The sequence below is a fragment of the Planomonospora antibiotica genome, from assembly GCF_014647955.1.
Lineage (GTDB): Bacteria > Actinomycetota > Actinomycetes > Streptosporangiales > Streptosporangiaceae > Planomonospora > Planomonospora parontospora.
Genome location: NZ_BMQE01000007.1, coordinates 167,800 through 192,611, shown reverse-complemented (window position 1 = coordinate 192,611; position 24,812 = coordinate 167,800). Strand labels below are relative to the sequence as shown.

The following is a 24,812-nucleotide window of genomic DNA, read 5'->3' as shown; positions in this document are numbered from 1 at the left end:
GCGGGGAGGCGCCCGGCCGGCCGGTTCGGCGGGGATCCTGCCGGGACCGGCGGTCAGTCCGCGCCGAACCTGGCCCTGAGCCTGGCGAACGCCGCGTCGGTGCCCTGCAGGGCCCGGTCGATGTCGGCGTCGGTGTGGGCGGCCGAGACGAACCAGTTGTGCCAGGGGTGGAGGTAGACGCCCTCCTCCAGGCAGGCCGAGGACCAGAACATGCCCTTCTCCAGGGTCGCGTCGCCTTCGAAGGAGAGCCACGGGATCTGGACCGGGCCGGTCTGGTTGACCGTGAAGCCGTGCGCGGCGGCCTGCGCGGCCAGCCCCTCCCGCAGCCGGGTGCCGGCCCGCTCCATGAGCGCGACGCCGTCCGTGGCGTGCAGGGTCTCGATGGTCGCCTTCGCGGCGGCCATCGGGGCGGCGTTGAACCAGAACGAGCCGGTGGAGTAGATCGTCTGGGCGGCGTCGCGCAGGGCGTCCACCCCGGTGACGGCCGCGATCGGGTGGCCGTTGGCCATGGCCTTGCTGAAGGCGTACAGGTCGGGGCGGACGCCCAGGGGCTCCCAGGAGCCTCCGAGGTCCAGCCGCCAGCCGCCGCGCACGTCGTCGATGACCAGGGCGGCGCCGAGCCGGTCGGCCAGCGCCCGCAGCCCGCGGGCGAACTCCGGTACGGCGAGTTCCTGGTCCTCGAAGGAGTCGTGCTTGAACGGCGTCACGATGATCGCGGCGACGTCGGAGCCGGCCGGCCCCTCGGCCCGGGCCGCGGCGGCCTCGGCGCTGGCCAGGTCGTTGTAGGTGTACTCGACCAGGTCGGCCCGGTCGGCGGGGGTGGTGCCCGCCGTACTCGGCGTGCACCAGGGGTCGGCCCCGTGGTAGGAGCCGTGGGCGACGAGGACCTTGGCCCGGCCGGTGGCCGCGCGGGCGACCATCAGGGCCTGGGTGGTGGCGTCGGTGCCGTTCTTGGAGAACATCACCCAGTCGGCCTGCGGGATGGTCTCCACCATCAGCTCGGCGAGCTCCACGTAGACCGGGCCGGGGCCGTTGAGGCAGTCGCCCTCGGCGAGCCGGGCCGCCACGGCGGCCTCCACGGCCGGGTGGCGGTGGCCGAGGATGATGGGCCCCCAGGAGCACATCAGGTCGACGTACTCGCGGCCGTCGGCGTCGAACTGGCGGCAGCCCTCACCGCGCACGAAGAACTGCGGGTATCCGGGCCCGTGCAGGGCCGCGTTGAGGTGGCCGTACATGCCGCCGGGCACGACCCGGGCGGCCCGTTCACGAAGTTTCGCGTCGATCGACATCTCAGGAAACGTCCCTTTCACGTCAGAACCGGGGCAGGTCGAGGCCGTCGAGGTCGTCGAGGCCGGCGTCGGAGCCCAGGCCGCCGGCGACCCGGGCGGCGACCTCGGTGCCGAGCCGGGCGGCGTCGAGGACGTCGCGCCCGCCGGCCAGCCCCGCGATGAACCCGGCGCAGTAGGCGTCGCCGCAGCCGGTGGTGTCGACCACCGCGACGTCGAGCGCGGGCAGCCGTACGGCCCCCGAGGCGGTGGCGACCAGGCTGCCCTCTCCGCCCAGCGTGACCAGCACCCCGCGCGGCCCCTCGGCCAGCAGCGCGGCGGCGGCCTCGTCCGCACCGGCCCGGCCGCTCATCATCAGCGCCTGCTCCTCGTTGGGCAGGACGTAGTCGACGTGCGGCAGGAAGGCCTTCGCGCCGAGCACCAGGTCGGGCATGTTGGACAGCAGGTCCATGGTGACGACCGTCCCCGCCGCCCGCGCCTCGTCCAGCAGCGCGAAGAAGGCGGGGTCGTGCAGGCCCCAGGTCACGTCCATGCCGCCCAGGTGCAGGACCCGGGCCGCCCGCAGCCGCTCCGGGTCCACGTCGGCCGTCGACAGGCCGAGGTTGGCGCCGGGCACGTGGAAGGACGGGCGTCCGCCGTCCGGGCGGATCGGCAGGATCGAGGCGGCGGTCTGCTCGCCGGGCCTGCGGACGATCCCGGTCACGTCCACCCCGTGCCGCCCCATCACCATCAGCAGGAAGTCGCCCAGCTCGTCGTCGCCGACCGCGCCGGCGGAGGCGACCGGGACGCCCAGCCTCGCCAGATCGACGGCGGTGCCGGCCGCCGCGCCGGCCGCGGTGATGCGGATCTGCTCCACCAGGTGGGTGTCCTGCCCCGCGGGGATGGACTCCACCGGCCGGGCCAGCACGTCCACGATGTGCACTCCGAGAGTGACGACAGCCATGGCGAGCCCTCCTCATGTTTTGCACGCCTGAGCGGATGATAGACGGCTCCCCGGACGCGCTGTCAACGGCCGGGCCGCCCCGGGTCCGGGGCGGTGCGCGCCGGGCTCAGGAGAGCAGGGCGTGGAGGCGGTCGGCCACCTCTCCGGCGGTGGGCCGCCCGGCCGCCTCCCCGATGCACGAGCCCACCAGGTCGGCCAGCTCCGGCTCCAGGTCCCCGCGGATCGACGGCGGAGTGCTGTTGACCTTCCGCAGGGTCAGCAGCGGATCGTGGACGGGCAGCTCGCCGTAGAGGCCGGTGCCGGTCGCCGCCCAGTGCAGCGTGGCGCCGAGCGACCAGACGTCCCCGGCCGGCGTGGGCCCCTCCCCCCGCAGCAGCGCCGGGTCGGTGAACTCCACCGACCCGATCCCGCCCATCCCGGTCACCGTCGCGCCCGGCGTCAGCACCTGCGACAGGCCCAGGTCGGACAGCTTCCCGCCGAGGTCGGTGAGGAGCACGTTGCCCGGAGTGACGTCCCGGTGCACGATCCCCTCCTCGTGCAATGCCTGCGCGGCGTGCGCGGCGCAGGCGACGGCGCGCAGCGCCCGGTCCCTGGAGGGCCGCCCGGCCGGGCGGCCGAGCGACCCGCCGGGCAGGTACTCCATCGAGTAGTAGAACACCCCGCCCTGCTGGCCCGCGTCGTAGAGCGTCACCAGGTACGGAGAGCGCACCGCGGCGAACGCCTTCAGCTCCCGGGTGGCCCGCCGGAACGCGTCGGCCCCGGTGCCCCCCAGCACCTTCACCGCGACGAACCCGGCCTCCACCGGCAGCCGCGCCGGCCTCCTGGCGAGGTAGAACTCACCGTGGTTGCCCGCTCCCAGCGAACGGACGAACTCGTAGTCGGCGATGCCTTCCACCGCTGTCTCCCCTCCGTACCGCACCTCGCGCGACCCTCGCGGCGGCCTCCCGCAGCCGGTAACGTCGCCCTGGTCATTGTCGGGGCTTTTCACTGCTTACGGGAAGCGTGCTCGCCTGTGCTCCACATGGACCTCCTCCTGCTCGACCTGGTGATCGTCCTGGCCGCCGCAAGGCTCCTGGGCTCCCTGGCCGGACGCCTCGGCCAGCCGCCGGTCGTCGGCGAGATCCTGGCGGGCATCCTGCTCGGCCCCACCCTGCTCGGCCCGTTCCTCGGCGACGAGCTGTTCGGTCCGGAGATGAAGCCCCCGCTGCAGGCCCTGGCCAACGTCGGGCTGGTGCTGTTCATGTTCGTCGTCGGCCTGGAACTGGACCAGAAGCTGGTCCGGGGCAAGGGCCGGATCGCGGTGACCGTCGCGCTCGGCTCCACCGTGCTGCCGTTCGCGCTGGGCTGCGTCCTCGCGCTCGCCCTCGCGTCCGAACACGTCGGCGGGGACAGGACCCTGCCGTTCGTGCTGTTCATGGGCGCGGCGATGGCGGCCACCGCGTTCCCCGTGCTGGCCCGCGTCCTGACCGACCGTGGGATGCAGCGCACCACCCTGGGCGGCCTGTCGCTGGCGGCCGCCGCCGTGATCGACGTGCTCGCCTGGACCGTGCTCGCCGTGGTCGTGGCCGTCGCCGGGGCCGGGGACGCCGAGGGGCAGTGGAAGGTCCTGCTCGCGCTGCCGTACGCGCTGGTCATGTTCCTGGCCGTCCGGCCGCTGCTGGCCCGGCTGGTGCCGGCCTACGAGCGGGCGGGGCGGCTGACCCCCGGCCTGCTCTCGGTGGTGCTCCTGGGCCTGATCGGCTCGGCCTGGGCGACCGAGTGGATGCACGTGCACTTCATCTTCGGGGCGTTCCTGTTCGGCGCGGTGATGCCGCGCGAGGGCGCCGAGCGGCTCAACCACGAGATCCTGGAGCGGCTGGAGCAGCTCGCCGTCCTGCTGCTGCTGCCGGTGTTCTTCGTGGTGGCCGGGCTCAACGTCGACCTGCGCGAGCTGGACCCGTCCAGCCTCGGCACGCTGGCCGCGATCCTGGCGGTGGCGATCGGCGGCAAGCTGCTGGGCTCGTACGCCGCCGCGCGGGCCGCCGGAGTGCCCGGGCGGCAGTCGTGGGCGCTGGCCACCCTGCTGAACACCCGGGGGCTGACCGAGATCGTCATCCTCACCGTCGGCCTGCAGAAGGGCGTGCTCGACAACGAGCTGTACTCGCTGATGGTGGTGATGGCGCTGGTCACCACCGGGATGACCGGCCCGCTGCTGCGGCGGGTCTACTCCGACCGGCGGGTCGCCCGCGACATCGCCGAGGCCGAGCGCGCCGCGCTCGGGGAGACGGCCGCGCACCGGGTGCTGGCCGTCGTCCCCGACCCGCCCGGTGAGCAGGGGCCGCTGGCGGACCTGGCCGCCACCCTGGCGCAGGCCGCCTCCCCCTCCGAGGTGGCCCTGACCCACCTGCGCCCCTACCCCCGGGATCGGCTGGAGGTCGGCACCGGCCTGTCGTCCGAGCTCGCCGAGATGGCCGGGGTCCTGCACGACCTGGAGGCGCTGGCCGCCGCCGCCCGCACCCGGGGCGCGGAGCCGAGGGTGGTGAGCCGGTTCGCCTCCGACGTGGCCGCCGAGCTGCCCGAGGTGGTGGCCGGGGCCAGGCCGGACCTGCTCGTGCTGCCGGCGGGCGTCCCGGGCTACGCCGAGCTGCGCGCCGGCGCGACGTGCCGGGTGGTGACGGTGCTCTCCCCCGGCGGACCGGAGACCGCCGGCCCCGGGACCGGACCGGTCGCGCTCCACCGCGGCTCCGGCGGCTCCGACGCCGCGGCCCACGTGGCGCTCGTCCTCGCGGTGCTGCACGACCGTCCGCTGGTCGTCTCCGGGGGCGGGCGTGCCTCCGCCCTGGCCCAGCGGCTGTCCAGGCTCGGGGTGACGGCCACCGCGGGCGGGATCCCGCCCGGCGCGCTGGTCGTGGCCCCGGACACGGGGACCGTACCGGACGGCGCGCACCTGCTGGTCCGGGCCGAGCAGGACCCCGATCCGGTGGACTGGGCGGCCGCCGTCTCGGCCCTGCGCGCTCCGGCGGCGCAGGGCTGAGAGCGGGGCGCTCCGCCTACCGGTTGCGGTGCGACTCGTAGCGCATGGTGCGCGAGACGCCGATCCGCACGGTCGTGCCGGGCATGATCGTGACCGGCTCGTTCGGCGGGATGTCGTAGAAGTTCGGGTCGCCGGGCGGCTGGATCTGGGTGCCGTTGACCGAGCCCAGGTCGATCAGGTTGACGTCCCAGCCGTCCAGCGCCACCCGCAGGTGGCGGCGGGAGACCGAGCCGTCCGGGCTGGTGACCTTGGCCGGGCGGACCGAGCCGTCGGCGACCTCCGGGGCCCGCTCCGGGTCGCGGCCGAGCAGGTAGTCGGCGTCGAGGCGGAGCGTCATGCCGTCGTCCAGCAGGAGCACGCCCAGCGGCGGGCGCGGCCCCTTGTAGGGGACGAGCGTGCGCTGCACCAGGGCGATGCCGCAGACCGCGCAGTAGGGCACCCGCGGGTCGTTGAAGTGGTCGTTCTTGCAGTCCACGCCGTGGACCAGCGGCCGCGACTCCGGCTCGGGCGCCGCGGGCGGCATGAGGTCCGGCGAGCTCGGCGGGCCGCCGGGGGTCAGCAGTTCGTACTCGAACGACTCGTTGCGCAGGTCGCCGGAGCCGAGGGGGTCACCGCCCATCCCGTTCGCCCGGGCGGTCTCCGCGTCCTCCTGCGAGGTGAAGGCCGGGCCCGAGAGCGGGCCCGGCACCTGCGCGGGGACCGCCGGCATCGGCCCGGAGTCCCACGGGTGCGGGGCGGGGGCCTGCGGCTCCATCGGCGGGGCGGGAGGCTGCGCGTAGTGGTCCGGCGGGCCCGCCGGGTTCGGCGGAGGACCCATCGGGTACGGCGGCGCGGGCTGCACGGGCTCCGCCGGTGGGGCGGACCACTCGGAGTGCGCGGGGGCCATGGGCGCCGCGGCGGGCTCGGAGGGCTCCGAGGAGAACGGCGACCAGTCGGACTGCGCGGCGGGGAGCGCGACGGGCGCCTCCACCGGAGGCTGCGCCATCGGGGCCGGCGCGGGTGTCCGGATCTCCGGCGCCGGCTGGGCCGAGCCGGCGGATCGGGCCTGCGGCGCGGGGAGCGGCGGCGCCTCGCCCTCCGCCGACGGGTCGCACTCGACGCCGCCGCCGACGACCACACCGCCGTCCAGCCGGGTGAGGCGCTGCGCCGCGCCGGCCTCGGGCAGGCGCAGCTCCACCCGGGTGACCGGACCCGGCACCAGCCGGTCGGACCAGGTGAGCGCGTCGCGCCCGGCGAGCCGCACCTCACCGGAGGAACCGGTGACCGACGCCGACGCCGGGCCGCTGACCAGCACGGCCACGCCCTCGGGCACGGGCCCGGCCACGGCGCACGCCACGGGCTCACCCATCATGGCGGCCAGCACCCGGGCGACCCGGCGGGCCAGCGCCCGCCCGTCACCGCCCGAGGCGGCGGTCTCCCGCAGCGCCCCCAGCAGGTCCTCCATGACGGCCTCGGCCGCGTCGCACACCAGCAGCAGCCCGCCCACATGGGCGACCAGCCCGTTGCCCGGCAGCGGACGCACCGCTCCGAAGCCCTGGTCGGTCACAGAACTCTCCCTCCCCGGAAACGCCACCGGATGAACGGCACGCGCATCGGCCCGTTCGCCACCAGCCACATGCATACCCAGACCACGGTGAAGTGCGTCCAGAAGGTGCCCGCTGGAATCGGCCCGATGACATCAATCGCACCAGACCGTAGTAAAAAGTACAGCACGCAGCCCTCGGGAACGAGCGTGAGCAGTCCGAACAGGGTCGGCCAGTCCTTCTCCCACCGGAACTGCATGAGGAAGTGGTAGATCAGCTCCCAGCCGATCCCCAGCGCCCCCACCGCCACCAGGACGAGCAGCCCGGTGGCGTAGCGGTCGCCGAGGGGCGCCCCCGTGCCCGGCAGCAGCGGCATGATCAGCAAGGTGACGACCACGCCCACGGTGGCGAGCAGGAGGAGACGCGTCTGGATGCGCCCCGTCAACGTCGGAACCACGAGGTCGGACTCCTTACACCGGTGAGTTGAAGACCCATTTGAACCACTGCGAGGTGGAACGCAGCGGCCCCATCTTCCGGACGAACCCGCGCCTGGCCAGGTCGTCGGCGATCTCCTGCGCGGCGATCTGCAGGCCGAGGAAGGTGTCGACGCCCGGGAAGTAGCCGCCGAGGGTGGCCGAGCCGGAGGCGTAGAGCGCCCCGTCGCCGCTGGCGGTCCCCTTCACCTCGAAGTGGCGCTCCACGTCCAGGCGGCCGATCGGGTTGCGACCGGCTCCGCCGTGCTCGAGCAGGTCGGCGAAGATCCGGTGCTCGGCGATGTCGGCCTCCAGGCCCGTGCAGTCGATGATGTAGTCGGACACCGGCTCGCGGACGGTCCCGTCGGCGCTGCGCACGTGGCTGACCAGCCGTCCGTCCGGGGAACGCTCCACCCGGTCCACCGTGCCCTGCACCGCGTGGTAGTAGCCGCCCTCGCGACCGGCGCGCATCTGCTCCTGCCAGCGCCGCCGATAGGGGGTGTTCGTGCCGCCCATCTCCTTGTACTTCCTGGCCCGCTCGGCCCCCTCCAGCTTGCGCATCTCCGCCTTGAGCTGGCCGCCCCACACCGACTTGGGGTAGTTGAAGCCCTGGTAGGCCCAGCCGTCGCCGCCCTTGCGCCGCGCCCAGGCGTGCGGACCGTGGGAGCCGGTGACGAAGGTCCGGAAGATGTGCACGACCTGGGTCTTCAGCCCGAACTTCTCCCGGTCGTCGAACAGCCGCTGGAGCACCCGGGAGGCGACCACGCCGCCGCCCCGGATCACCACCGTGCCCGGCCGGGTCTTGAGGAACTCGTAGACCTGCTCGTGCGGCTCGTAGGCGTTCACCACGTGCTGGTAGTCGCCGTGCTCGGTGCGGAACTCCTGCAGGTCGGGCAGGAACCTCAGGCCCGGGTAGCCGACCGCGATGTGCACGAAGCGCGAGCGGAAGACGATGCGCTTGGTCGGCGCGGCCCCCTCGGGCGGGGTCACCACGGTGAAGTAGCCGCCGCCCGCCCGGCGGCGCACCATCCGGACCTGGCCCTTGACCAGCATGTCCCAGTAGCCGATGCGCTTGGCCTCGCGCTCCAGGTTCGTGAAGACCGTCCCGGCCCGCGGGGTCCAGTAGTCGTTGATCAGGGGCTCGGTGAGCAGCTGCCAGAGGTAGGAGGGGTTTCTCTCCTTCCACGCCTCCTCCAGGGCGTAGGAGGGGAAGCCCCAGAGGTTGTCCGGCCGGGAGGAGGAGTCGGAGCGGATCCGCTCGGAACGGGGGATCTGCGAGCACCTGGTGAGGAACTCGTAGGTCTGCCACGGGTGGTCGATGTTGGAGACCACCCGCATCTGCGCGGCGGGGACCCCGTAGACGCGCAGGTAGTCGAGGGTCACGAAGGAACCGATCCCGCCGCCGACGGTCAGGAAGGGGATGTCGTACATCGGGATGCCGGCGGCCGCGACCAGCCGGTCGGTCCATTCGGACGCGCCGAGCAGCTCGGGGGTGAGGTCACCGGGCGGGGCCGGCGTGCTGGGGGGTGCCAATGCGATGCGTCCCTTGGATACGGGGCCAACCGGTTCGGTCGGCCAAACACTAGTCCCGGTGCGCCCTGAAAACGAGTGGGACGAAGAAGCGCCTTTCTCCTCAGACCGCACCGTCGTCGCCGTGTCGCCGTCCGTGCGCACCCGGTGAGACGCCCGGAACCACCCGGTGGTTCGCGCCGCCCGCCCGGAGCCAGGTTCGAGTCCCGCCCGCGGCCCGCCCGGAACCCGCTCAGACTCCGCCCACGACCGGGTCGGGCCCCGCCCGCGGCCTGCTCAGACCCCGGTGAACACCCGGTTCACGTCCGCGGTGGCGAGCACGCCGAAGATCTCCCCGCCGCGCTCGACCAGGAGGTACTCCCCCGCGGGGGCGCCGCGCATCGCCTCGATCAGCGGCTCCCCCTCCAGGTCGGCGGCCAGCACCAGGGACGGCTCCAGGGTGCGCGCCAGCGAGCCGGCCGTCACCCAGGGGCGGCGGGCCTCCGGGGTCGCCTCCACCGCCACCTCGCTGACGATCCCGGTCGGGCTGCCCTCGTGGTCCACCACGACCAGCGCGCCGGCCTGCGCCTCCGCCGCCCGGCGCATCGCCTCGGCCAGCGGCACGTCGGCGGTGACCGGGACGGCCCGCCTGGCCAGGGCCCGGGCGCTGACCTGCGGGATGCGGGCCCGCATCCGGGCGCCGCGCAGCGCCTGGGTGGCGCCGAACCAGATGAAGGAGGCCAGCAGGACCGACCAGATGAGCATGTCCCAGCGCGGCTCCTGCCCGCTCATCAGCGACAGGGTCGCGGGCCAGGCCACCAGCAGCACGGCCAGCACGCGGCCGGCCCAGGCCGCCGCGACCGTCCCGGAGCCCGGGTCGCGGGTGAGCCGCCACACTCCGGCGCGGAGCATCCGGCCGCCGTCGAGCGGCAGGCCGGGCAGCAGGTTGAAGACCCCGACGATCAGGTTGGACGCCCACAGCTGCCAGACCAGGACGCTCAGCACGGTGCCGGGGTCCAGGAACCGTTCGAGGGCGTAGCCCGCGCCGCCGAGGCCCAGCGAGAGCAGCGGCCCGGCGAAGGAGACCATGAACTCCCTGCCGGGGGTCTCCGGCTCGCGCTCGATCTCCGAGACGCCGCCCAGCAGGTAGAGCGTGATGCGGCGGACCGGCAGGCCGTACGCCTTGGCGACCACGCAGTGCGCCAGCTCGTGCAGCAGGACCGAGACGTACAGCAGCACCGCGAAGGCGAGCGCCACCAGGTAGGAGAGCCCGGTGCTCAGCTCCGGCAGACGCGACACCACGACGGGCTGGAAGGTGAAGGTGATGAACGCCGCCACCAGGAACCAGGTCGGCGAGACGTAGACCGGGACGCCGAACGGGCGTCCCATCCGCAGACCCGGACTGTCCTGGCGCGGGCTGTCACTGCTCACCGCTGGCTCACCACTCCTCGTCGCACACCGCTTCCCGGCCTCGATGCTACGCGCCGGCGGCGGGTCCGTCGGCTCCGAGCGGCCGTCTCGAGCGCGAACTGTCACCGGGGTGGCCTACAGTGCGGACATGTCACTGACCGAGCCCACGATCGTCGGAGCGCTGTCGCCGTCCCGTGCCGGTGACTTCATGACGTGCCCGCTGCTCTACCGGTTCCGGGTGATCGACCAGCTGCCCGAGCCGCCCTCGCCCGCCGCCGTGCGCGGCACGGTGGTCCACGCGGTGCTGGAGCGGCTCTACGACCTGCCGGCGCCCGCGCGCACCGTCGCCGCGGCCCTGGACCTGCTGGAGCCCCAGTGGCGGCGGCTGCTGGAGCGGGAGCCCGCCTACGCCGGCATGTTCGACGGCGAGGAGGAGCAGGCGCGGTGGCTGGCCCAGGCCCGCGCCCTGCTGGAGCGCTACTTCACCCTGGAGGACCCCAGCCGGCTGGAGCCCGCCGAGCGGGAGCTGTACGTCGAGGCGGTGCTCGACAGCGGCCTGATGCTGCGGGGCTACATCGACCGGCTGGACGTCGCGCCCACCGGCGAGGTCCGGGTCGTCGACTACAAGACCGGGAGCGCGCCGGGACCCGCCTTCGAGGGCAGGGCGCTGTTCCAGATGAAGTTCTACGCGCTGGTGCTGTGGCGGCTGCACGGTTCGGTGCCCCGCCTGCTCCAGCTGATGTACCTCGGGGGCGGCGGCGAGATCCTGCGCTACTCCCCCGACGAGGCGGACCTGCGGGCCACCGAGCGCAAGGTCCAGGCCCTGTGGGCGGCCATCGAGCGGGCGCTGGACAGCGGCGAGTGGGTCGCCCGGCCCAGCCGCCTGTGCGACTGGTGCAGCTACAAGGAGCTGTGCCCCGAGTTCGGCGGCACTCCCCCGCCCCTGCCGGCCCGCCAGCCCGGCGACACCGTGCGCAGCACCCGCCGCGCGGTCAAGGAGGCCACCGACGAGGTCTGAGCGCCGTACGGCCCGGCCCGGGCGCACCCCGTACGGGCGCGCCCCACGGACTCGTCCCCGTCCGTACGGCACGGCCGCACGCCGCGCGGGTGCGCCCCCGGGCGGCGGCCCCGCGGCGTCCTCCGCAGGGATGAGGCCGATCTCCCCCTCCAGCAGGGTGGAGCGCCGGGCTGGACGCCTAGATTGATTGTGTGCGCAACCCCCTGGGCGGCCTGCGGCCCTGGCTCCACGACCGGCCGCTGCTCGCGGACGCGGTCGCCGCGGCGCTGCTGGCGGCCGCCGCGTTCTCCTCCCTCCACCTCCCCCTCGCCCAGGACGGTCCCGCCGGGGCGGGGGCGCCCGGCTGGCCGGCCCTGACCCTGCTCGTGCTGGGATGCCTGGCCACGGTGCTGCGCGGCTCCCGCCCGCTGCTGGCGCTCGGCCTGGTCGTCACCGCCGACCTGACGCTGGCCCTGCTCGGCGAGGACGGCTCGGTGCTCGGGCTCGCCGTGCTCTGGCTGGTCTACACCGTCGCCGCCCGGCGCGGCCTGGCGCTCAGCCTGTGCGCGCTGACGGCGGCCTTCGCGGGCCGGCTGGCCGGCGCGGCGGCGCGGGGCGACCTCGCCGACTGGACCTCCCAGCTGTTCGAGGTCGTCCTCACCGTGACGTGCTGGCTGGTGGGGCGGAGCCTCCGGCTGCGCCACGCCTACCTGGCGGAGCTGCGCGACCGCGCCGACCGGCTGGAGCGCGCCAGGGAGGCCGACACCCGTGCCGCCAGGGCCGAGGAGCGCTCCCGGATCGCCCGGGAGCTGCACGACGTGGTCGCCCACCACGTGAGCGTGATGACCGTGCAGGCCGCCGCGGCCCGGCGGGTGCTGGCGCACAACCCCGACGGGGCCCGCGAGGCGCTGTCGGCCATCGAGCACACGGGCCGGGCCGCGATGGCCGAGATGCGCGGCATCGTGGGCGTGCTGCGGACCGAGTCGACCCCCGCCGAGCGGGAGCCGCGGCCGGGCGTCCGCTCGATCCCCTCCCTGGCCGCCCAGATGTCCGAGGCGGGCCTGCGCACACGGCTGCGGTTCGAGGAGGTCGACGGGGCCGGGCGGGTCCGCTCCTGCGCAGGCGGGGACGAGGGCGGGGACGCGGGCCGCGACGGGGTCGAGGGCGGGGCGGAGCATGCGCCCCCGCTGCCGCCGGGAGTGGACCTGGCCGCCTACCGGCTGGTCCAGGAGGCGCTCACCAACTCCCTGCGGCACGCGGGACCGGGCGCCCGCGCCTGGGTGACCGTACGGCGCGGCCCCGGTGAGCTTTCCGTCCGGGTCGAGGACGACGGCCGGGGCCCCGTGCCCGTCCCCGAGGGGGAGCGGAGCGGCCACGGGCTGGTCGGCATTCGCGAACGCGTCGCCCTCTATGGTGGAATCCTGAGGATCGGCCCGCGTTCGGAGGGCGGATTCGAGGTCGACGCCCGTTTCCCCCTCAAGGATGCACGATGACGATCAGGGTGCTGCTCGTGGACGACCAGCCGCTGCTGCGCACCGGTTTCCGCCTCATCCTGGAGGCCGAGCCGGACATCACGGTGGTCGGTGAGGCCGGTGACGGCAAGGTCGCCCAGGACCAGGCGCGGGCGCTGCTGCCCGACGTGGTGCTGATGGACATCCGCATGCCGGGCGTGGACGGCATCGAGGCGACCCGCCGGATCGTGCGCGAGGCCACCGGCGGCGCGCACGTGCCGAGGGTCCTGGTGCTGACCACCTTCGACCTGGACGAGTACATCGTGGAGGCGCTCCGCGCCGGGGCCAGCGGCTTCCTGCTGAAGGACGTCCCGCCGGACGAGCTCGTGCAGGCCATCCGGGTGATCGCGGCGGGGGACGCCATCGTCGCGCCGAGCGTCACCCGGAGGCTGCTGGACAGGTTCGGCGCCCGCCTGCCCCCGGTCCACCAGCAGTCCACCCCGGCCCGCCTGGACCGGCTCACCGACCGCGAGCTGGAGGTCCTGAAGCTGATCGCGCGCGGCATGTCCAACGCGGAGATCGCCGCCGAGCTGGTGGTGAGCGAGACGACCGTCAAGACCCACGTCGGCAACGTGCTCACCAAGCTCGGCCTGCGCGACCGCGTCCAGGCCGTGGTCCTGGCCTACGAGACCGGCCTGATCACGCCGGGCGCCATCCCCTAGGCAGCGCCCCTCGGCGGGCCCCGGACCCGCCCGCGCCGCGGACGTCAGAACCCCGCGACGACGCCGGTCAGCACCGGGCGGGTGTCGCCGCGCCGCCAGGCGACGGCGGTGGCGCACCGGTGGTCGGTCGGGAGCGGGACGAAGACCACCCCGGTGCGGGCGTAGTGCTCGTCGGTGCTCTCCGAGAGCAGGGCGACGCCCCGGCCCGCCGCGACCAGCTCCAGCGTCTCCTCGATCGCGCCGGAGCCGACCTCTCCCGCCACGTCCGCCACCCCGATGGAGCCGGGGTGGCGGAAGGCCCGCCAGACGGGGTCGGGACTGCTCGGCACCACCCAGACGCGCCCGCCGAGCTCGGCGGGGTCCACCTCCGCCCGCCGGGCCAGCGGGTCGCCGGCCGGCACCGCGACCGCCCGCCGGTCGGTGCCCAGCGGCCGGACCTCCAGGGCGTCCCCGGTGGTCAGCGGCGGCCACACCACGGCCAGGTCGCTGACCCCGGTCAGCAGGCCGCAGGACGGGTCGTCGAAGTCGAAGCGGCGCAACCGTACCTCGCCGCCGGAGACGCGGCGCACCTCGTCGAGCAGCCCGGCGGTGAGCGCGCCCGCCGCCTCCCCCATGAAGCCCACGGTCAGCCCCGGCGAGCGCCCGGCCAGCTCCGCCTCCAGCCCGTCGGCGGCGCTGACCACGCTCGCCGCGTGCGCCAGCACCCTGACGCCGTGCCCGGTCAGGCGCACCCCGTCGCGGTCCCGTACCAGCAGCCGCTCCCCCGCCGCCGTCTCCAGGCGTCTGACGGCGGCGCTCACGGTGGGCTGGCTGACGCCGAGGCGGGCCGCCGCCTCCCGGAAGGAACCGGCCCTGGCGACCTCGACGAACGCCCGTACGGCGGGCAGTGTCACGCTCATGCGGCCACAATAGCCATCGGCTATCGGCATGCCCGGAAACTATCGGACGGCCGCGGCCCGCGGCGTGGATGATCGGCTCATGCCGATCCGTGAACTGACCTCCGACGACCTGGACGCCTGCCTGGACCTGGCCGAGAGCCGGCGGTGGGGGCGCGAGGAGCGCAAGTGGCGCTTCCTGCTGGAGGGCGGCGAGGGCTACGGGATCACCGATCCGGACGGCACGCTCGTCGCCACGACGGTCCTGACCCGGTACGGCGCCCGCACCGCGGCGGTCAGCATGGTGCTGGTGGCCGAGCGGCGCGAGCGCCGGGGGCTGGCCGGCCGCCTGGTCCGGCACGCGGTGGAGCGGGCGGGCGGCGCGACGGTGTTCCTGAACGCCACCGCGATGGGCCGCCCCCTGTACGAGCGCCTCGGTTTCCGGGTGACGGGTGCGGCGGCCATGCACGTGGGCGTCTTCGGCGGGGAGGCGGCGGGGGTCTCCCGCGCGGCGGCGCCGGAGGACCTGAAGGCGATCGCCGATCTGGACGCGGAGGTCGCCGGCGCCGACAGGTCGGCGATGCTGGAGAGGTACACGGGCTTCGCCGAGGAGCTGAGGGTGGTCGAGGACGGGCGCGGGGGGATCGCCGGCTACGCCGGGCGGTGGCGCAACGTGGCCAACACCGTCGTCGGGCCGGTGATCGCGGCGGACCCCGGCACCGCCCGGGCGCTGATCGCCGACCTCGCCGCCCGGACGCGGGGCCCGGTCCGCGTCGAGGTCGCCGACGACCGCCCGGAACTGGCCGCGTGGCTGGAGGCCCGGGGCGTGGCGGCGGGGATGCGGACCTCGGACATGGTCCTCGGCGCCGGGCCGCTCCCCGGCGACCGGAGCCGGTTCTTCGCCCCCGTCATGTCCGCCCTGGGCTGACCACGAGGCCGGGAACGCCCCGGTGGCCGGCTCCCCGCGGACGAGCCGGACCGGCCCGGATCCGGCCGGGGGCACCGGGGCCACCGGGGGCACGGCCGGTCACCTCAGCGCGACCCTGGCGAAGGAGTCGCTGGGCAGCACCGGGCTCGGCGTCCAGCCGGTCACGTTCCTGGCCGCGGCCGAGAACGAGGGGCTCTGCGCGTACGGCACGCCCGGCACGAAGTCGGCCAGCAGCGCGTTCGCCCGCCTGTACAGCTTCTCCCGCGCGGCCTGCTCGGGCTCCTTCTCGGCCTCGTCCAGCACCTCGAAGATCTCCTCGTTCCGGAACGACCACTGGTTGGAGAACGACTGGAAGAACGTGCCGAGGAAGTTGTCCGGGTCGCCGAAGTCGCTGTTCCAGCCCAGGAGGTACAGCGGGCAGTCACCGGCCCGGGCGGCGTCGAGGTAGCCGGGGCTCCACGGCAGGGTCTTCGGCCTGACCGTGAAGCCCGCGGCCTCCAGGTCGGCCTTCATCAGCCGGAAGTTGCCCTCCGGGTCCACCATGTAGGCGCGGCTGACGCCGCTGGGGTAGCAGAACTCCAGGGTCGGGTCGGAGACCCCGGACTCGGCGACGAGCCGCCGGGCCTCGGCCACGTCGTGGTCGTATCCGGCGAAGTCCTCGCTGTGGCCCCACATGCTGTCCGGCATGAACGCCTGGGCGACCTTCGCGCCCGCGCCGTACTGCGTGGCGACGACCCTCTCGCGGTCGATCGCGTGGGCGATCGCCTGGCGGATCCTCCGGTTCCGCATGATCTCGGTCTTCTGGCTGAAGCCGAGGTATCCCATGTTGAACGACGCCCGCTCCAGCACCTGCGCGCCGGCCCTCTTGAGCGTCTCCAGGTCGGCCGGGTCGGCGTAGTCGAAGGCGTGCACCGAGCCGGCCAGCAGCGCCCGGGCCCGGTCGGCGGCCTTCTCGATCGGCCGGAACACGATCTTGCCGAGCTTGGCCTTCTCGCCCCAGTAGTCGTCGTTGCGCACCAGTTCCAGCCGGTCGCCGCGGATCCAGCGGGCGAACCTGAACGGGCCGGTGCCGATCGGGTGCCGGGTGCCGAAGGTGCCGGTGAACCGCGGCGAGTCCGCGGTCCCGGCGACCTCGTCGGCCCGGTACGCCTTGAGCGCCCTGGGGCTGGCGATGCCGAACGACGACAGCGTCAGCGCCGACAGCACGGCGGCGGACGGCTCGGTGAGCCTCAGCTCGACGGTCCTGTCGTCTTCGGCCGCGCAGCCGCCGTACAGGCTCCTGCGGAGGGTGCCGGACTCGTTCTTCGCGAAGCCCCGGAAGACCGTCACCCAGTAGTAGGAGACCGAGTCTGACTGGGCCAGGCCGGTGAAGTTGTACCAGCGCTCGAAGTTGGCGCAGACCGCCGCGGCGGTCAGCGGCTCGCCGTCGTGGAACCGCACGCCCGGGCGGAGCGTGAACGTGTAGGTGTCGGCGTCCTCGCTGACCTTCCAGCTCTCCGCGAGGCCGGGCGCCACCCCGGTGCCGCCCGGCTCGGTGATCACGAGCGTCTCGAAGATCTGGCTGGTCACCCGGGAGGACTCGCCGTCGCTGTGGAAGGCCGGGTCGAGGATGGCGGGGTCGGCCGAGGAGGCGAAGACCAGGACCGACTCCTCCGCCGCCCCCGCCCCGGCGGTCCCCGGGGCCGGATCGTCCCCGCACGCCGCGGCGGCCAGGACCAGGGCCGAACCCGCGATCACCGCCGCGGTCCTGCGCAGGGGCACACCGTCTCGTCGCATGCTGCACCTCATAGCCGTCTCACCGCCGGATCGCGGCCGCCCGTGCGGACCGGCTCTCCGGTGATCGAAGGATCCACGGGCGCGGCGCGGCTGACCACCCTCGGTGAGAGGATGTGGCAGAAATGTGACAGTCGGTCGCCGGACGGCGCCGCCGGACCCTCCTCGGCGTTCCCCGGCGTTCCCGGCGTGGAGCGTCCGGCCCGGGTACGGGGACGCCCGGCGGGGCACGGCTCGTGCGAGCCGTGCCCCGCCGGGCGTCCCTCGGGCGGCCGGGCCGCGCTCAGGCGGTCGTGCCCTTCGGGTGCTGCGCGTCCTGCACGTTCTGCGCGACCTTCGCCGCGGCCGGAGCCGAGATCTTGTCGGCGTTCTCCGGGAAGTGGCAGGCCACCTGGTGGCCGGGGGCCAGCTCCACCAGCGGCGGCTCCTCCGTCTTGCAGATCACCTGGGCCTTCCAGCACCGGGTGTGGAAGCGGCAGGCGGGCGGCGGGTTGAGCGGGCTGGGCACGTCGCCCTGCAGCCGGATCCGCTCGCGGTCGCCCCGGTGCTTGACGTCGGGGATGGGGACCGCCGACAGCAGCGCGTTGGTGTACGGGTGCATCGGCGCGTCGTACAGATCCTTGCGGTCCGCCAGCTCGACGATCTTACCGAGGTACATCACCGCGACCCGGTCGCTGATGTGCCGGACCACCGACAGGTCGTGCGCGATGACCACGTAGGTCAGGTCCAGCTCGTTCTGCAGGTCCTCCAGCAGGTTGACGACCTGGGCCTGGATCGACACGTCCAGCGCGGAGACCGGCTCGTCGGCGATGATCAGCTTGGGCTTGAGCGCGAGGGTCCGCGCGATGCCGATGCGCTGGCGCTGGCCGCCGGAGAACTCGTGCGGGTAGCGGTTGTAGTGCTCGGGGTTCAGGCCGACCAGGGCGAGGATGTCCTGGACCTCCTTCTTGATCCCGTGCTCGGTCTTGACCCCCTGGATGCGGAAGGGCGCGCCGACGATGGCGCCGACCGTGTGCCGCGGGTTCAGCGAGGAGTACGGGTCCTGGAAGATCAGCTGCATGTCGCGGCGGAACGGCCGGATCCTCGACTGCGACATGTGGGTGATGTCGTTGCCCTCGAAGACGACCTTCCCGCCCGTCGGCTCGATGAGCCTGGTGATCAGGCGGCCGGTCGTGGTCTTGCCGCAGCCGGACTCGCCCACCAGGCCGATCGTCTCGCCTTTGAAGACGTCGAAGCTGACGCCGTCCACCGCCCTGACCGCGCCGACCTGGCGCTTGAACAGGCCCTTGGTGACCGGGAAGTGCTTCTCCAGCCCCTGCACCGACAGCAGCGGCTCGCTCATGAGGACTCCAGACTCGGCTTGATCTCGTTCTCCCAGATGTCCCGCCTGAGCTCCGGCGGCATGTGGCACCGGACCAGGTGGCCGCCCGAGGACTCCAGCAGCGCCGGCACCTCGGTGCTCCCCTTGCCGCCGGTACGGCCCTCGAAGGCGCAGCGCGGGTGGAAGGCGCAGCCCGAGGGCACGTTGATCAGCGACGGGGGGTTGCCCTTGATCGGCATCAGCCGCTCGGTCGGCTCGCGGTCCAGGCGGGGCATCGATCCCAGTAGACCCCAGGTGTAGGGGTGCTCGGGACGCTCGAAGATGTCCTCGGCGGTGCCGTACTCGATGCACTTGCCGCCGTACATCACCAGGATGTCGTCGGAGAGCTCGGCCACGACGCCCAGGTCGTGGGTGATGATGATGAGCGCCGCGTTGAAGTCGCGCTGCAGGTCCCGCATGAGGTCGAGGATCTGCGCCTGCACGGTCACGTCGAGCGCGGTGGTCGGCTCGTCGGCGATCAGCAGCTCGGGGTCGCACGACAGGGCCATCGCGATCATGGCGCGCTGGCGCATGCCGCCGGAGAACTCGTGCGGGTAGCTGTCGACGCGCCGCTCCGGCTGCGGGATCCCCACCCGGCCGAGCATGTCGATCGCGTGCTTGCGCGCGACCTTCTTGCTGACCTTGTGGTGGATCCGGTACGCCTCGACGATCTGCTGGCCGACGGTGTAGAAGGGGTGCATCGCCGACAGCGGATCCTGGAAGATCATCGCCATCTTCTTGCCGCGCAGCCTCCGCACGTGCTCGGCGGAGGCGCTGACCAGCTCCTCGCCGTCCAGCCAGATCTCGCCGGAGATCTTCGCCCGGGTGCCCTTGTGCAGGCCCAGGATGCCCAGCGAGGTCACGCTCTTGCCGGAGCCGGACTCGCCCACGATGCCGAGGGTCTTGCCGCGCTCCAGCTTGTAGGAGAGCCCGTCCACGGACTTCACCAGACCGTCGTCGGTCGGGAAGTGGATGCGCAGGTCCCTCAGTTCGAGGAAGCTCGTCGGAGTGCTCATCCCAGCCTCACCCTCGGGTCGACCACCGCGTACAGCAGGTCGACGATCAGACTCGCCACCACGACGAAGAGCGCCGCGACCATGGTGACGCCCATGATCTTGGGAAGGTCGTTCGTCATGATCGCCTGGACGGCGTAGTCGCCGATGCCCTTCAGCGAGAAGGTGCTCTCGGTGAGCACCGCGCCGCCGAGCAGCAGTCCCAGGTCCAGACCGAAGATCGTCACGATGGGGGTGAGCGCGGCGCGCAGGCCGTGCCTGGAGATCACGGTGGACTCGGGCAGCCCCTTGGCCCGGGCGGTGCGGATGTAGTCCTCGCCCATGGTCTCCAGCATGCCCGCGCGGGTGAGCCGGGCGTAGGAGGCCGCGTAGAGGAAGGCCAGGGTGATCCAGGGCAGCAGGAGGTTGTAGGCCCACTCCGCCGGGTTCTCCTCGAACGGCGTGTAGGCGCCGCCGGGGGCGGTGATGCCCATCCCGTAGCTGAAGACCACCAGGGAGACGATGCCGGTGAAGAAGATCGGCAGGGAGACGCCGGCGAGCGCGACGCTCATCGCGGCGCGGTCGAAGAACGAGCCGCGCTTGAGGGCGGAGAGCACGCCGACCGCGACGCCGCCGATCAGCCAGATGACCGACGCGCCGACGGCGAGCGAGAGCGTCACCGGGATCCGGTCGACCAGCTCCGGCCAGACCGGCTGCCGCTTGACGAAGGAGTAGCCGAAGCACGGAGCGGGGCACTGCTCGACCGAGGCGCCGGTGTCGTACTCGGCGCCGGTGAAGACGCCCTTGATCCAGCGCCCGTACTGCACCGGGACCGGGTCGTTGAACCCGAGCTTCTCCGCCGCCACCGCGGCCATCTCCGCCGTCGCGGCCTTGCCCAGGTAGCGGTTGGCGAAGTCCTCCGACGTGGCGCCCGCCATCCGGGGGACCACGAAGAAGATCGAGAATGTGACCATGCTCACGATGACGAGCATGAGCAGGGCGCCGATCAGGCGCCTGATGATGTATGTGACCACAGTCCCCCCGGCTCCGGGGGCCGGCCTTGTGGGCCGGCCCCCTTACGCCTTGGCTTTCGTCTGAAGAACGGGTTTCCGGCAGGACTTACTGCTGGACGCCCATGCCCACGTAGTCGTACATGTCGAACGCGCCGGTGACGAACACGTTGGTCGCGCCCTGCGGGCGGACCAGCACGCTCTTGGACCACACCGAGGGCAGCACGTAGGCCCGCTCCATGACCAGCTGGTCGATCTGGCCCCAGATCGCGTCGCGGCTGGCGGTGTCGGTCTCCAGCATGGCCTTGTCGATCAGCCCGTCGATCTCCTTGTCCTTGACGCTCAGGTTGTAGTTGCCCGAGGCCCGGATCGTGCGGCTGTCGACGATCTGCGACATGAAGCCGAAGCCGTCGTTCCAGTCGGCGCCCCAGCCGTTGGTGGCCAGGCCGATGCCGTTCTTCTTCACGAACTCCGGCTTGCCGGCGTACAGGGTGAAGTAGTCACTGGTCGGGTAGCCCTTGAGGGTCAGCTTGATGCCGACCTTGGCCAGCGCCTGCTGGAGCGACTCGGCGGTCGCCTTCTCCTTGGGGCGGTCGGCGCGGTAGGCCATGGTGGTCTCGAAGCCCTCGGGCTTGCCGCACGCGGCCAGGGCCTCCTTGGCCTTCGCCGCGTCGCCGGTGCCGGTCGGGTAGAGGTCGAGCTTCTTCCAGCCGCCGATCGACGGGGGCATGACGCCGGTCGCGATCTCGCCGCCGGCGAACTCGCCGCCGTAGGCGTTCTGCAGGCCGACCCGGTCGGCCGCGTAGATGACGGCCTTGCGGCAGTCGACGTTGTCCAGCGGGGGCACGTCGCCGATGATCGAGGTGTACCACGTGCGGGCGCCGGTGGGGTTGTCCACCCGGGCCTTCATCGCCGGGTCGCTCAGCACGCGGCCGAGCGCGGCCGGCTGCACGCCGGAGCCGGCCAGGTCGACGTGCAGGTCGCCGGAGATGATCCGGTTGTCGAGGTCGTCGGCGTTGACGCCGAGGGTGATCTCGTAGCGGTCCGGCAGGGCCTTGCGGACCGGGTCGGTCGCCTGGTCCCAGTTCTCGTTGCGGACCAGCGTGTACTGCTTGCCGGCCTCGACCTTCTCGAACTTGTAGGGGCCGGTGGCGATGACGTGCTCGCGGTACTTGACGCCGGTGTCCTTGGCCTGGGGCACCGGGATGGTGCCGGGCAGGGCGGCGAAGTTGTCGAAGCCGGCATAGGCCTTCTTCAGGTGGAAGACGATCGTCTGGTCGTCCGGCGTCTCGATCGCGGAGTCGGTGTTGACGTCCGGGGTCTTGTAGACGCTCTTGAAGTCCTTCGGCAGGTCCAGCCAGTCGTTGAAGTACGTCGGGCCGTTGGGGAAGGTCTCCTTGTCCATGGAGCGCAGCACCGCGTACTTCACGTCCTTGGACGTGACCGGCGTGCCGTCCTCGAACTTCACGCCGGCGCGGAGCTTGTAGGTCCAGGTCTTGCCGCCGTCGCTCGACTCGCCCAGGCTCTCGGCCAGGTCCGGGGAGAGCTTGCGGCCCTCGGCGCCGGGGGCCGGGGTGTAGGTCACCAGCGAGCGCCCGTAGATCCGGACCAGGTTCCACGACAGGGCGTAGTAGGTGTCGCCCGGGTCGACGGAGTCCCAGTCCTCGGAGATGGCGAACTTCAGCGTGCCGCCCTTGGCGTCGGACGGGTTGAACACCTTGTCCACGCCCGCGTTGAACGCCTCCTGCGCCGCCGGGGCGCTCGCCTTGTCGCCGCCGGTCTGGCCGGCCTGGTTGCCCTCGCTGCTGCCGCCGCCGCAGGCGGCGAGGCCCACGGTGAGAACGACGCCCGCGGCCGTGAGGCCCAGTGCGGATCCCTTTTTCATTGCTTGCACCCCTTGCAGGATAGGGAGATGGAACAGGAGCGGTCGGTGTGTGAGCCGGGTCAGCGCGAGGACTTCGGGTCGAGCGCGTCGCGCAGCCCGTCGCCGAAGAGGTTGAACGCCAGCACCGTGATGAAGATCGCCATGCCCGGGAAGAACATGAAGTGCGGGACGGTGTAGAACTTCACCGCCTGCGCGAGCATGCCGCCCCAGGTCGCCGTGGGCGCCTGGATGCCGACGCCGAGGAACGACAGCGCCGCCTCGAACAGCACGTTCGTCGGGATCAGCAGCGTGGCGTAGACCAGGATCGGCGCGATCAGGTTCGGCAGGATCTCCCTGAACAGGATGTACGGCCCGCGCGCGCCGAGGCTGCGGGCGGCGTCGACGAACTCGCGCTCACGCAGCGAGAGCGTCTGTCCCCGGATGATCCGGCCGATGTAGGGCCAGTTGAAGAAGCCGATCACGAAGATCAGGAGCAGGATGCGGAGCGTGTCGCCCTGCACCCCGAGCTGCTGCTCGAACTGGCCGAGCACGCCGACCAGGGCGATCGCGAAGACGAGCAGCGGGAAGGCCAGGAAGATGTCCATCAGCCGGCTGATCACGGTGTCGACCCAGCCGCCGAAGTAGCCGGCCATGACTCCCATGACGGTGCCGATGACCACCGAGAGCACGGTGGCGAGGAAGGCGATGAGCAGGGAGATCCGCGCGCCGTAGACGACGCGGCTGAACAGGTCGCGGCCGTTGAGGGGCTCCACGCCGAACAGGAACTCCCCGCTGATGCCGGAGCCGCCCTTGGGCGTCATCGTGGAGGGGTCGATCATCTCCTGGTGGAACTCGTTCGGCGGATGGCCGAACCAGCCCACGATCAGCGGCGCGAAGGTCGCGACGAGGATCAGGAAGACGACGACACCGGCGCCGGCGAGCGCGACCTTGTCGCGTTTGAGACGCAGCCACGCGATCTGGCCGAGCGAGCGGCCCTGGATGGCCTTCCCGCTCACGCCCGCGACTACGGCCTCCGGCTCGGCCTCGGCAGCCTTGCCGGGCGCGTCGAGCGGTGCGGTCATACAGTGGCCCCCTGGGTCCCAGACGACGTTGTCCGACGGGCGCGTGCCCCGGTCCGGGGTGTCGCGCCCTGAAGTCTACGGTCCCGTTTTCCGCGGTCCCGCCTCGCAGAATCTATGGGCTGATCTGCGGTGACTAGTCCGTTGGGGGGCTATGTGGCTTAACTGTGATTTACGTGAAATTCATTCGTTCTGATCTTGACGCGGATGTCTGAGCGGTGTTCCGGTTATGTCTTGGTTTTGTGACACAACCAGGACCGATCCGCCGCCTCACCCGATCCCTCGGCGCTTGAGGATGTCCTCGATGTCGGAGAAGTCGTCGTCGGCCGCGGGCTGGGCGGCGGGCTTCGGAGCCGGCTTGGCCGTCGCGGGCGTGCGCTTCGGCAGCGGCTGGGTGACCGCGGCGGCGCCCTGCGTCGCGGTGGCACCCTGCACCGCGGGGGCGCCCGGCGCGGCGGGGACCGCCGGCGTCGCCGCGGGAGCCGCCTTGCGCGCGGTCGCCAGGCGCCGCCCTCGCAGGAAACCCGAGACGAGGAAGAGCAGCGCCGAGACCCCGGCCACCGCCACCCCGGCCCACACGGTGGGGTTGAGCACCAGGCCGGTCACGAACCCGGTGACCGCCGTGCCGATCTGCCACAGGGTCGGCAGTGCGCCGGTCAGGTAGGCGGCGAGCGGCAGCAGCGACCAGGCCGCGGCGCGCAGCCCCGCCGCGGCGCCTCTGCGGCGCAGCAGCAGGAAGCTCAGCACCAGTCCCACGCCGGTCAGCCCGGCGCAGACCGGCAACCATGCGATCTGGTGGAATGTCATGGCGGATCGCCCCCTCGTCGTCGTGTACCCGGATTTCCATCCTGGCACGCGAATCCGCAGGCGATCCTCCTCCTCAGGGAGGGATCATCCCTTAGGGGTCGAAGCTCCGCGCCTCGGGGAGGGCCTCCTCGTCGCCCTCGGACAGCGCCCGCAGGACCTCGACGTCGACCTCGCGCAGGGACTCCACGACCAGGCGGCCGGGCGCGTGCGGGATCGGCAGCACGCTCGGCACCGCCACCACCCGGCAGCCCGCGGCGGTGGCCGCGGTCACCCCGTTGGGGGAGTCCTCCAGCGCGACGCAGCGGGCCGGGTCCGCGCCGAGCAGCCGGGCCGCGGTCAGGTAGGGCTCGGGGTCGGGCTTGGTCCGCTCCACGTCGTCGCAGGTCACCACCTGGTCGAAGTGGTGCCTGCCGATGCTCTGCAGGCAGGCGTCGGCGATCTTCCGCGAGGAGGAGGTGACCAGGGCGGCGGGCAGCCCCGCCCGCCGTACGGCCGCCAGCAGCTCGGCGGCGCCCGGCATGAGCTCCACCCCGCCGGACAGGCGGCCGACCATGCCCTCCAGCATCCAGGCCGCCACGTCCGCGGGGTCGGCCGGCGACCCGGAGACCTTCAGCATGTAGGCGACGGTGGACGGCATGGAGCCGCCCACCAGGTGCTCCTGGTCCTGCGGCCCCCAGTGCCCGCCCAGCCGCGCCATCACCTCGGTCTCGACCTGGAACCAGACCTTCTCGCTGTCCACGAGAAGCCCGTCCATGTCGAACAGGACCGCGTCCATCCCCGGTGCCCCTTCCGCCTCA

Annotated in this window: 21 protein-coding genes; 5 read left to right on the top strand and 16 right to left on the bottom strand. The window is 72.9% G+C overall.

Annotated features, from left to right (window positions below; genetic code table 11):
- Positions 1 to 53 precede the first annotated feature (53 nt).
- The 3 genes from IEZ06_RS09390 to IEZ06_RS09380 form a co-directional block, all read right to left on the bottom strand.
- A complete protein-coding gene (locus IEZ06_RS09390) occupies positions 54 to 1,289 on the bottom strand; it encodes an aminotransferase class III-fold pyridoxal phosphate-dependent enzyme (RefSeq protein WP_189236287.1) in 1,236 nt (411 codons plus the stop codon).
- Positions 1,290 to 1,311: 22 nt separating this feature from the next.
- Entirely contained in the window at positions 1,312 to 2,229 is a 918-nt protein-coding gene (locus IEZ06_RS09385) for a carbohydrate kinase family protein (protein WP_189236286.1), read from the bottom strand.
- A 106-nt stretch (positions 2,230 to 2,335) separates the two neighbouring features.
- On the bottom strand, positions 2,336 to 3,124 hold the full coding sequence (locus IEZ06_RS09380; RefSeq protein WP_189236285.1) for a serine/threonine-protein kinase: 789 nt from the start codon (positions 3,122 to 3,124) through the stop codon (positions 2,336 to 2,338).
- Between the two features lie 126 nt (positions 3,125 to 3,250).
- Here IEZ06_RS09380 and IEZ06_RS37135 point away from each other — a divergent pair, with 126 nt between their 5' ends.
- The gene (locus IEZ06_RS37135) at positions 3,251 to 5,242 is read left to right on the top strand and encodes a cation:proton antiporter (protein ID WP_189236284.1); all 1,992 of its coding nucleotides are present in this window, start codon (positions 3,251 to 3,253) and stop codon (positions 5,240 to 5,242) included.
- A gap of 16 nt (positions 5,243 to 5,258) precedes the next feature.
- Here IEZ06_RS37135 and IEZ06_RS09370 read toward each other — a convergent pair whose 3' ends face one another.
- From IEZ06_RS09370 to IEZ06_RS09355, 4 genes are all read right to left on the bottom strand, one after another.
- Positions 5,259 to 6,788 (bottom strand): FHA domain-containing protein, encoded by a 1,530-nt coding sequence (locus IEZ06_RS09370; RefSeq protein ID WP_189236283.1) that lies wholly within the window; start codon positions 6,786 to 6,788, stop codon positions 5,259 to 5,261.
- A complete protein-coding gene (locus tag IEZ06_RS09365) occupies positions 6,785 to 7,222 on the bottom strand; it encodes a hypothetical protein (protein ID WP_189236282.1) in 438 nt (145 codons plus the stop codon). The genes IEZ06_RS09370 and IEZ06_RS09365 overlap by 4 nt, the downstream gene beginning before the upstream one ends.
- A gap of 13 nt (positions 7,223 to 7,235) precedes the next feature.
- Positions 7,236 to 8,771, bottom strand: coding sequence for a hypothetical protein (locus IEZ06_RS09360; RefSeq protein WP_189236281.1), 1,536 nt, complete (start codon positions 8,769 to 8,771; stop codon positions 7,236 to 7,238).
- Between the two features lie 273 nt (positions 8,772 to 9,044).
- Positions 9,045 to 10,136 carry a site-2 protease family protein gene (locus IEZ06_RS09355; protein ID WP_189236358.1) on the bottom strand — a complete coding sequence of 364 codons (1,092 nt, stop codon included), beginning with the start codon at positions 10,134 to 10,136 and terminating at the stop codon, positions 9,045 to 9,047.
- Positions 10,137 to 10,305: 169 nt separating this feature from the next.
- Here IEZ06_RS09355 and IEZ06_RS09350 point away from each other — a divergent pair, with 169 nt between their 5' ends.
- From IEZ06_RS09350 to IEZ06_RS09340, 3 genes are all read left to right on the top strand, one after another.
- Positions 10,306 to 11,175, top strand: a complete 870-nt coding sequence (locus IEZ06_RS09350; protein WP_189236280.1) for a RecB family exonuclease — start codon at positions 10,306 to 10,308, stop codon at positions 11,173 to 11,175.
- A gap of 191 nt (positions 11,176 to 11,366) precedes the next feature.
- Positions 11,367 to 12,647 carry a sensor histidine kinase gene (locus tag IEZ06_RS09345; protein ID WP_189236279.1) on the top strand — a complete coding sequence of 427 codons (1,281 nt, stop codon included), beginning with the start codon at positions 11,367 to 11,369 and terminating at the stop codon, positions 12,645 to 12,647.
- Entirely contained in the window at positions 12,644 to 13,327 is a 684-nt protein-coding gene (locus IEZ06_RS09340; RefSeq protein WP_189236278.1) for a response regulator, read from the top strand. The genes IEZ06_RS09345 and IEZ06_RS09340 overlap by 4 nt, the downstream gene beginning before the upstream one ends.
- A 44-nt stretch (positions 13,328 to 13,371) precedes the next feature.
- Here IEZ06_RS09340 and IEZ06_RS09335 read toward each other — a convergent pair whose 3' ends face one another.
- A complete protein-coding gene (locus IEZ06_RS09335; RefSeq protein WP_189236277.1) occupies positions 13,372 to 14,226 on the bottom strand; it encodes a LysR family transcriptional regulator in 855 nt (284 codons plus the stop codon).
- A 79-nt stretch (positions 14,227 to 14,305) separates the two neighbouring features.
- On the opposite strand from IEZ06_RS09335, the gene IEZ06_RS09330 reads away from it, so the two are divergent.
- Positions 14,306 to 15,130 (top strand): GNAT family N-acetyltransferase, encoded by an 825-nt coding sequence (locus IEZ06_RS09330; protein ID WP_189236276.1) that lies wholly within the window; start codon positions 14,306 to 14,308, stop codon positions 15,128 to 15,130.
- A 99-nt stretch (positions 15,131 to 15,229) separates the two neighbouring features.
- On the opposite strand, the gene IEZ06_RS09325 is transcribed toward IEZ06_RS09330, so the two are convergent.
- The 8 genes from IEZ06_RS09325 to IEZ06_RS09290 form a co-directional block, all read right to left on the bottom strand.
- Entirely contained in the window at positions 15,230 to 16,906 is a 1,677-nt protein-coding gene (locus IEZ06_RS09325; protein ID WP_189236275.1) for an ABC transporter substrate-binding protein, read from the bottom strand.
- Between the two features lie 280 nt (positions 16,907 to 17,186).
- Positions 17,187 to 18,245, bottom strand: a complete 1,059-nt coding sequence (locus IEZ06_RS09320; RefSeq protein ID WP_189236274.1) for an ABC transporter ATP-binding protein — start codon at positions 18,243 to 18,245, stop codon at positions 17,187 to 17,189.
- Entirely contained in the window at positions 18,242 to 19,279 is a 1,038-nt protein-coding gene (locus tag IEZ06_RS09315; protein WP_189236273.1) for an ABC transporter ATP-binding protein, read from the bottom strand. The genes IEZ06_RS09320 and IEZ06_RS09315 overlap by 4 nt, the downstream gene beginning before the upstream one ends.
- Complete coding sequence (locus IEZ06_RS09310) at positions 19,276 to 20,289, bottom strand: ABC transporter permease (protein WP_189236272.1); 1,014 nt, start codon at positions 20,287 to 20,289, stop codon at positions 19,276 to 19,278. Before IEZ06_RS09310 ends, IEZ06_RS09315 begins: the two co-directional genes overlap by 4 nt.
- An 85-nt stretch (positions 20,290 to 20,374) precedes the next feature.
- Positions 20,375 to 22,150, bottom strand: a complete 1,776-nt coding sequence (locus IEZ06_RS09305; RefSeq protein ID WP_189236357.1) for an ABC transporter substrate-binding protein — start codon at positions 22,148 to 22,150, stop codon at positions 20,375 to 20,377.
- 59 nt (positions 22,151 to 22,209) lie between these two features.
- On the bottom strand, positions 22,210 to 23,211 hold the full coding sequence (locus tag IEZ06_RS09300) for an ABC transporter permease (RefSeq protein ID WP_189236271.1): 1,002 nt from the start codon (positions 23,209 to 23,211) through the stop codon (positions 22,210 to 22,212).
- Positions 23,212 to 23,478: 267 nt separating this feature from the next.
- Positions 23,479 to 24,015 carry a cellulose synthase gene (locus IEZ06_RS09295; protein WP_189236270.1) on the bottom strand — a complete coding sequence of 179 codons (537 nt, stop codon included), beginning with the start codon at positions 24,013 to 24,015 and terminating at the stop codon, positions 23,479 to 23,481.
- 91 nt (positions 24,016 to 24,106) lie between these two features.
- Positions 24,107 to 24,790 carry an HAD family hydrolase gene (locus tag IEZ06_RS09290; protein ID WP_189236269.1) on the bottom strand — a complete coding sequence of 228 codons (684 nt, stop codon included), beginning with the start codon at positions 24,788 to 24,790 and terminating at the stop codon, positions 24,107 to 24,109.
- Positions 24,791 to 24,812: the final 22 nt, after the last annotated feature.

Coding starts and splice junctions, on each gene's coding strand:
- IEZ06_RS09390 (WP_189236287.1), bottom strand. CDS start 1,289: ATGTCGATCGACGCGAAACTTCGTGAACGGGCCGCCCGGGTCGTGCCC.
- IEZ06_RS09385 (WP_189236286.1), bottom strand. CDS start 2,229: ATGGCTGTCGTCACTCTCGGAGTGCACATCGTGGACGTGCTGGCCCGG.
- IEZ06_RS37135 (WP_189236284.1), top strand. CDS start 3,251: ATGGACCTCCTCCTGCTCGACCTGGTGATCGTCCTGGCCGCCGCAAGG.
- IEZ06_RS09355 (WP_189236358.1), bottom strand. CDS start 10,136: ATGGGACGCCCGTTCGGCGTCCCGGTCTACGTCTCGCCGACCTGGTTC.
- IEZ06_RS09350 (WP_189236280.1), top strand. CDS start 10,306: ATGTCACTGACCGAGCCCACGATCGTCGGAGCGCTGTCGCCGTCCCGT.
- IEZ06_RS09340 (WP_189236278.1), top strand. CDS start 12,644: ATGACGATCAGGGTGCTGCTCGTGGACGACCAGCCGCTGCTGCGCACC.
- IEZ06_RS09335 (WP_189236277.1), bottom strand. CDS start 14,226: ATGAGCGTGACACTGCCCGCCGTACGGGCGTTCGTCGAGGTCGCCAGG.
- IEZ06_RS09330 (WP_189236276.1), top strand. CDS start 14,306: ATGCCGATCCGTGAACTGACCTCCGACGACCTGGACGCCTGCCTGGAC.
- IEZ06_RS09325 (WP_189236275.1), bottom strand. CDS start 16,906: ATGCGACGAGACGGTGTGCCCCTGCGCAGGACCGCGGCGGTGATCGCG.
- IEZ06_RS09320 (WP_189236274.1), bottom strand. CDS start 18,245: ATGAGCGAGCCGCTGCTGTCGGTGCAGGGGCTGGAGAAGCACTTCCCG.
- IEZ06_RS09315 (WP_189236273.1), bottom strand. CDS start 19,279: ATGAGCACTCCGACGAGCTTCCTCGAACTGAGGGACCTGCGCATCCAC.
- IEZ06_RS09305 (WP_189236357.1), bottom strand. CDS start 22,150: ATGAAAAAGGGATCCGCACTGGGCCTCACGGCCGCGGGCGTCGTTCTC.
- IEZ06_RS09300 (WP_189236271.1), bottom strand. CDS start 23,211: ATGACCGCACCGCTCGACGCGCCCGGCAAGGCTGCCGAGGCCGAGCCG.
- IEZ06_RS09295 (WP_189236270.1), bottom strand. CDS start 24,015: ATGACATTCCACCAGATCGCATGGTTGCCGGTCTGCGCCGGGCTGACC.
- IEZ06_RS09290 (WP_189236269.1), bottom strand. CDS start 24,790: ATGGACGCGGTCCTGTTCGACATGGACGGGCTTCTCGTGGACAGCGAG.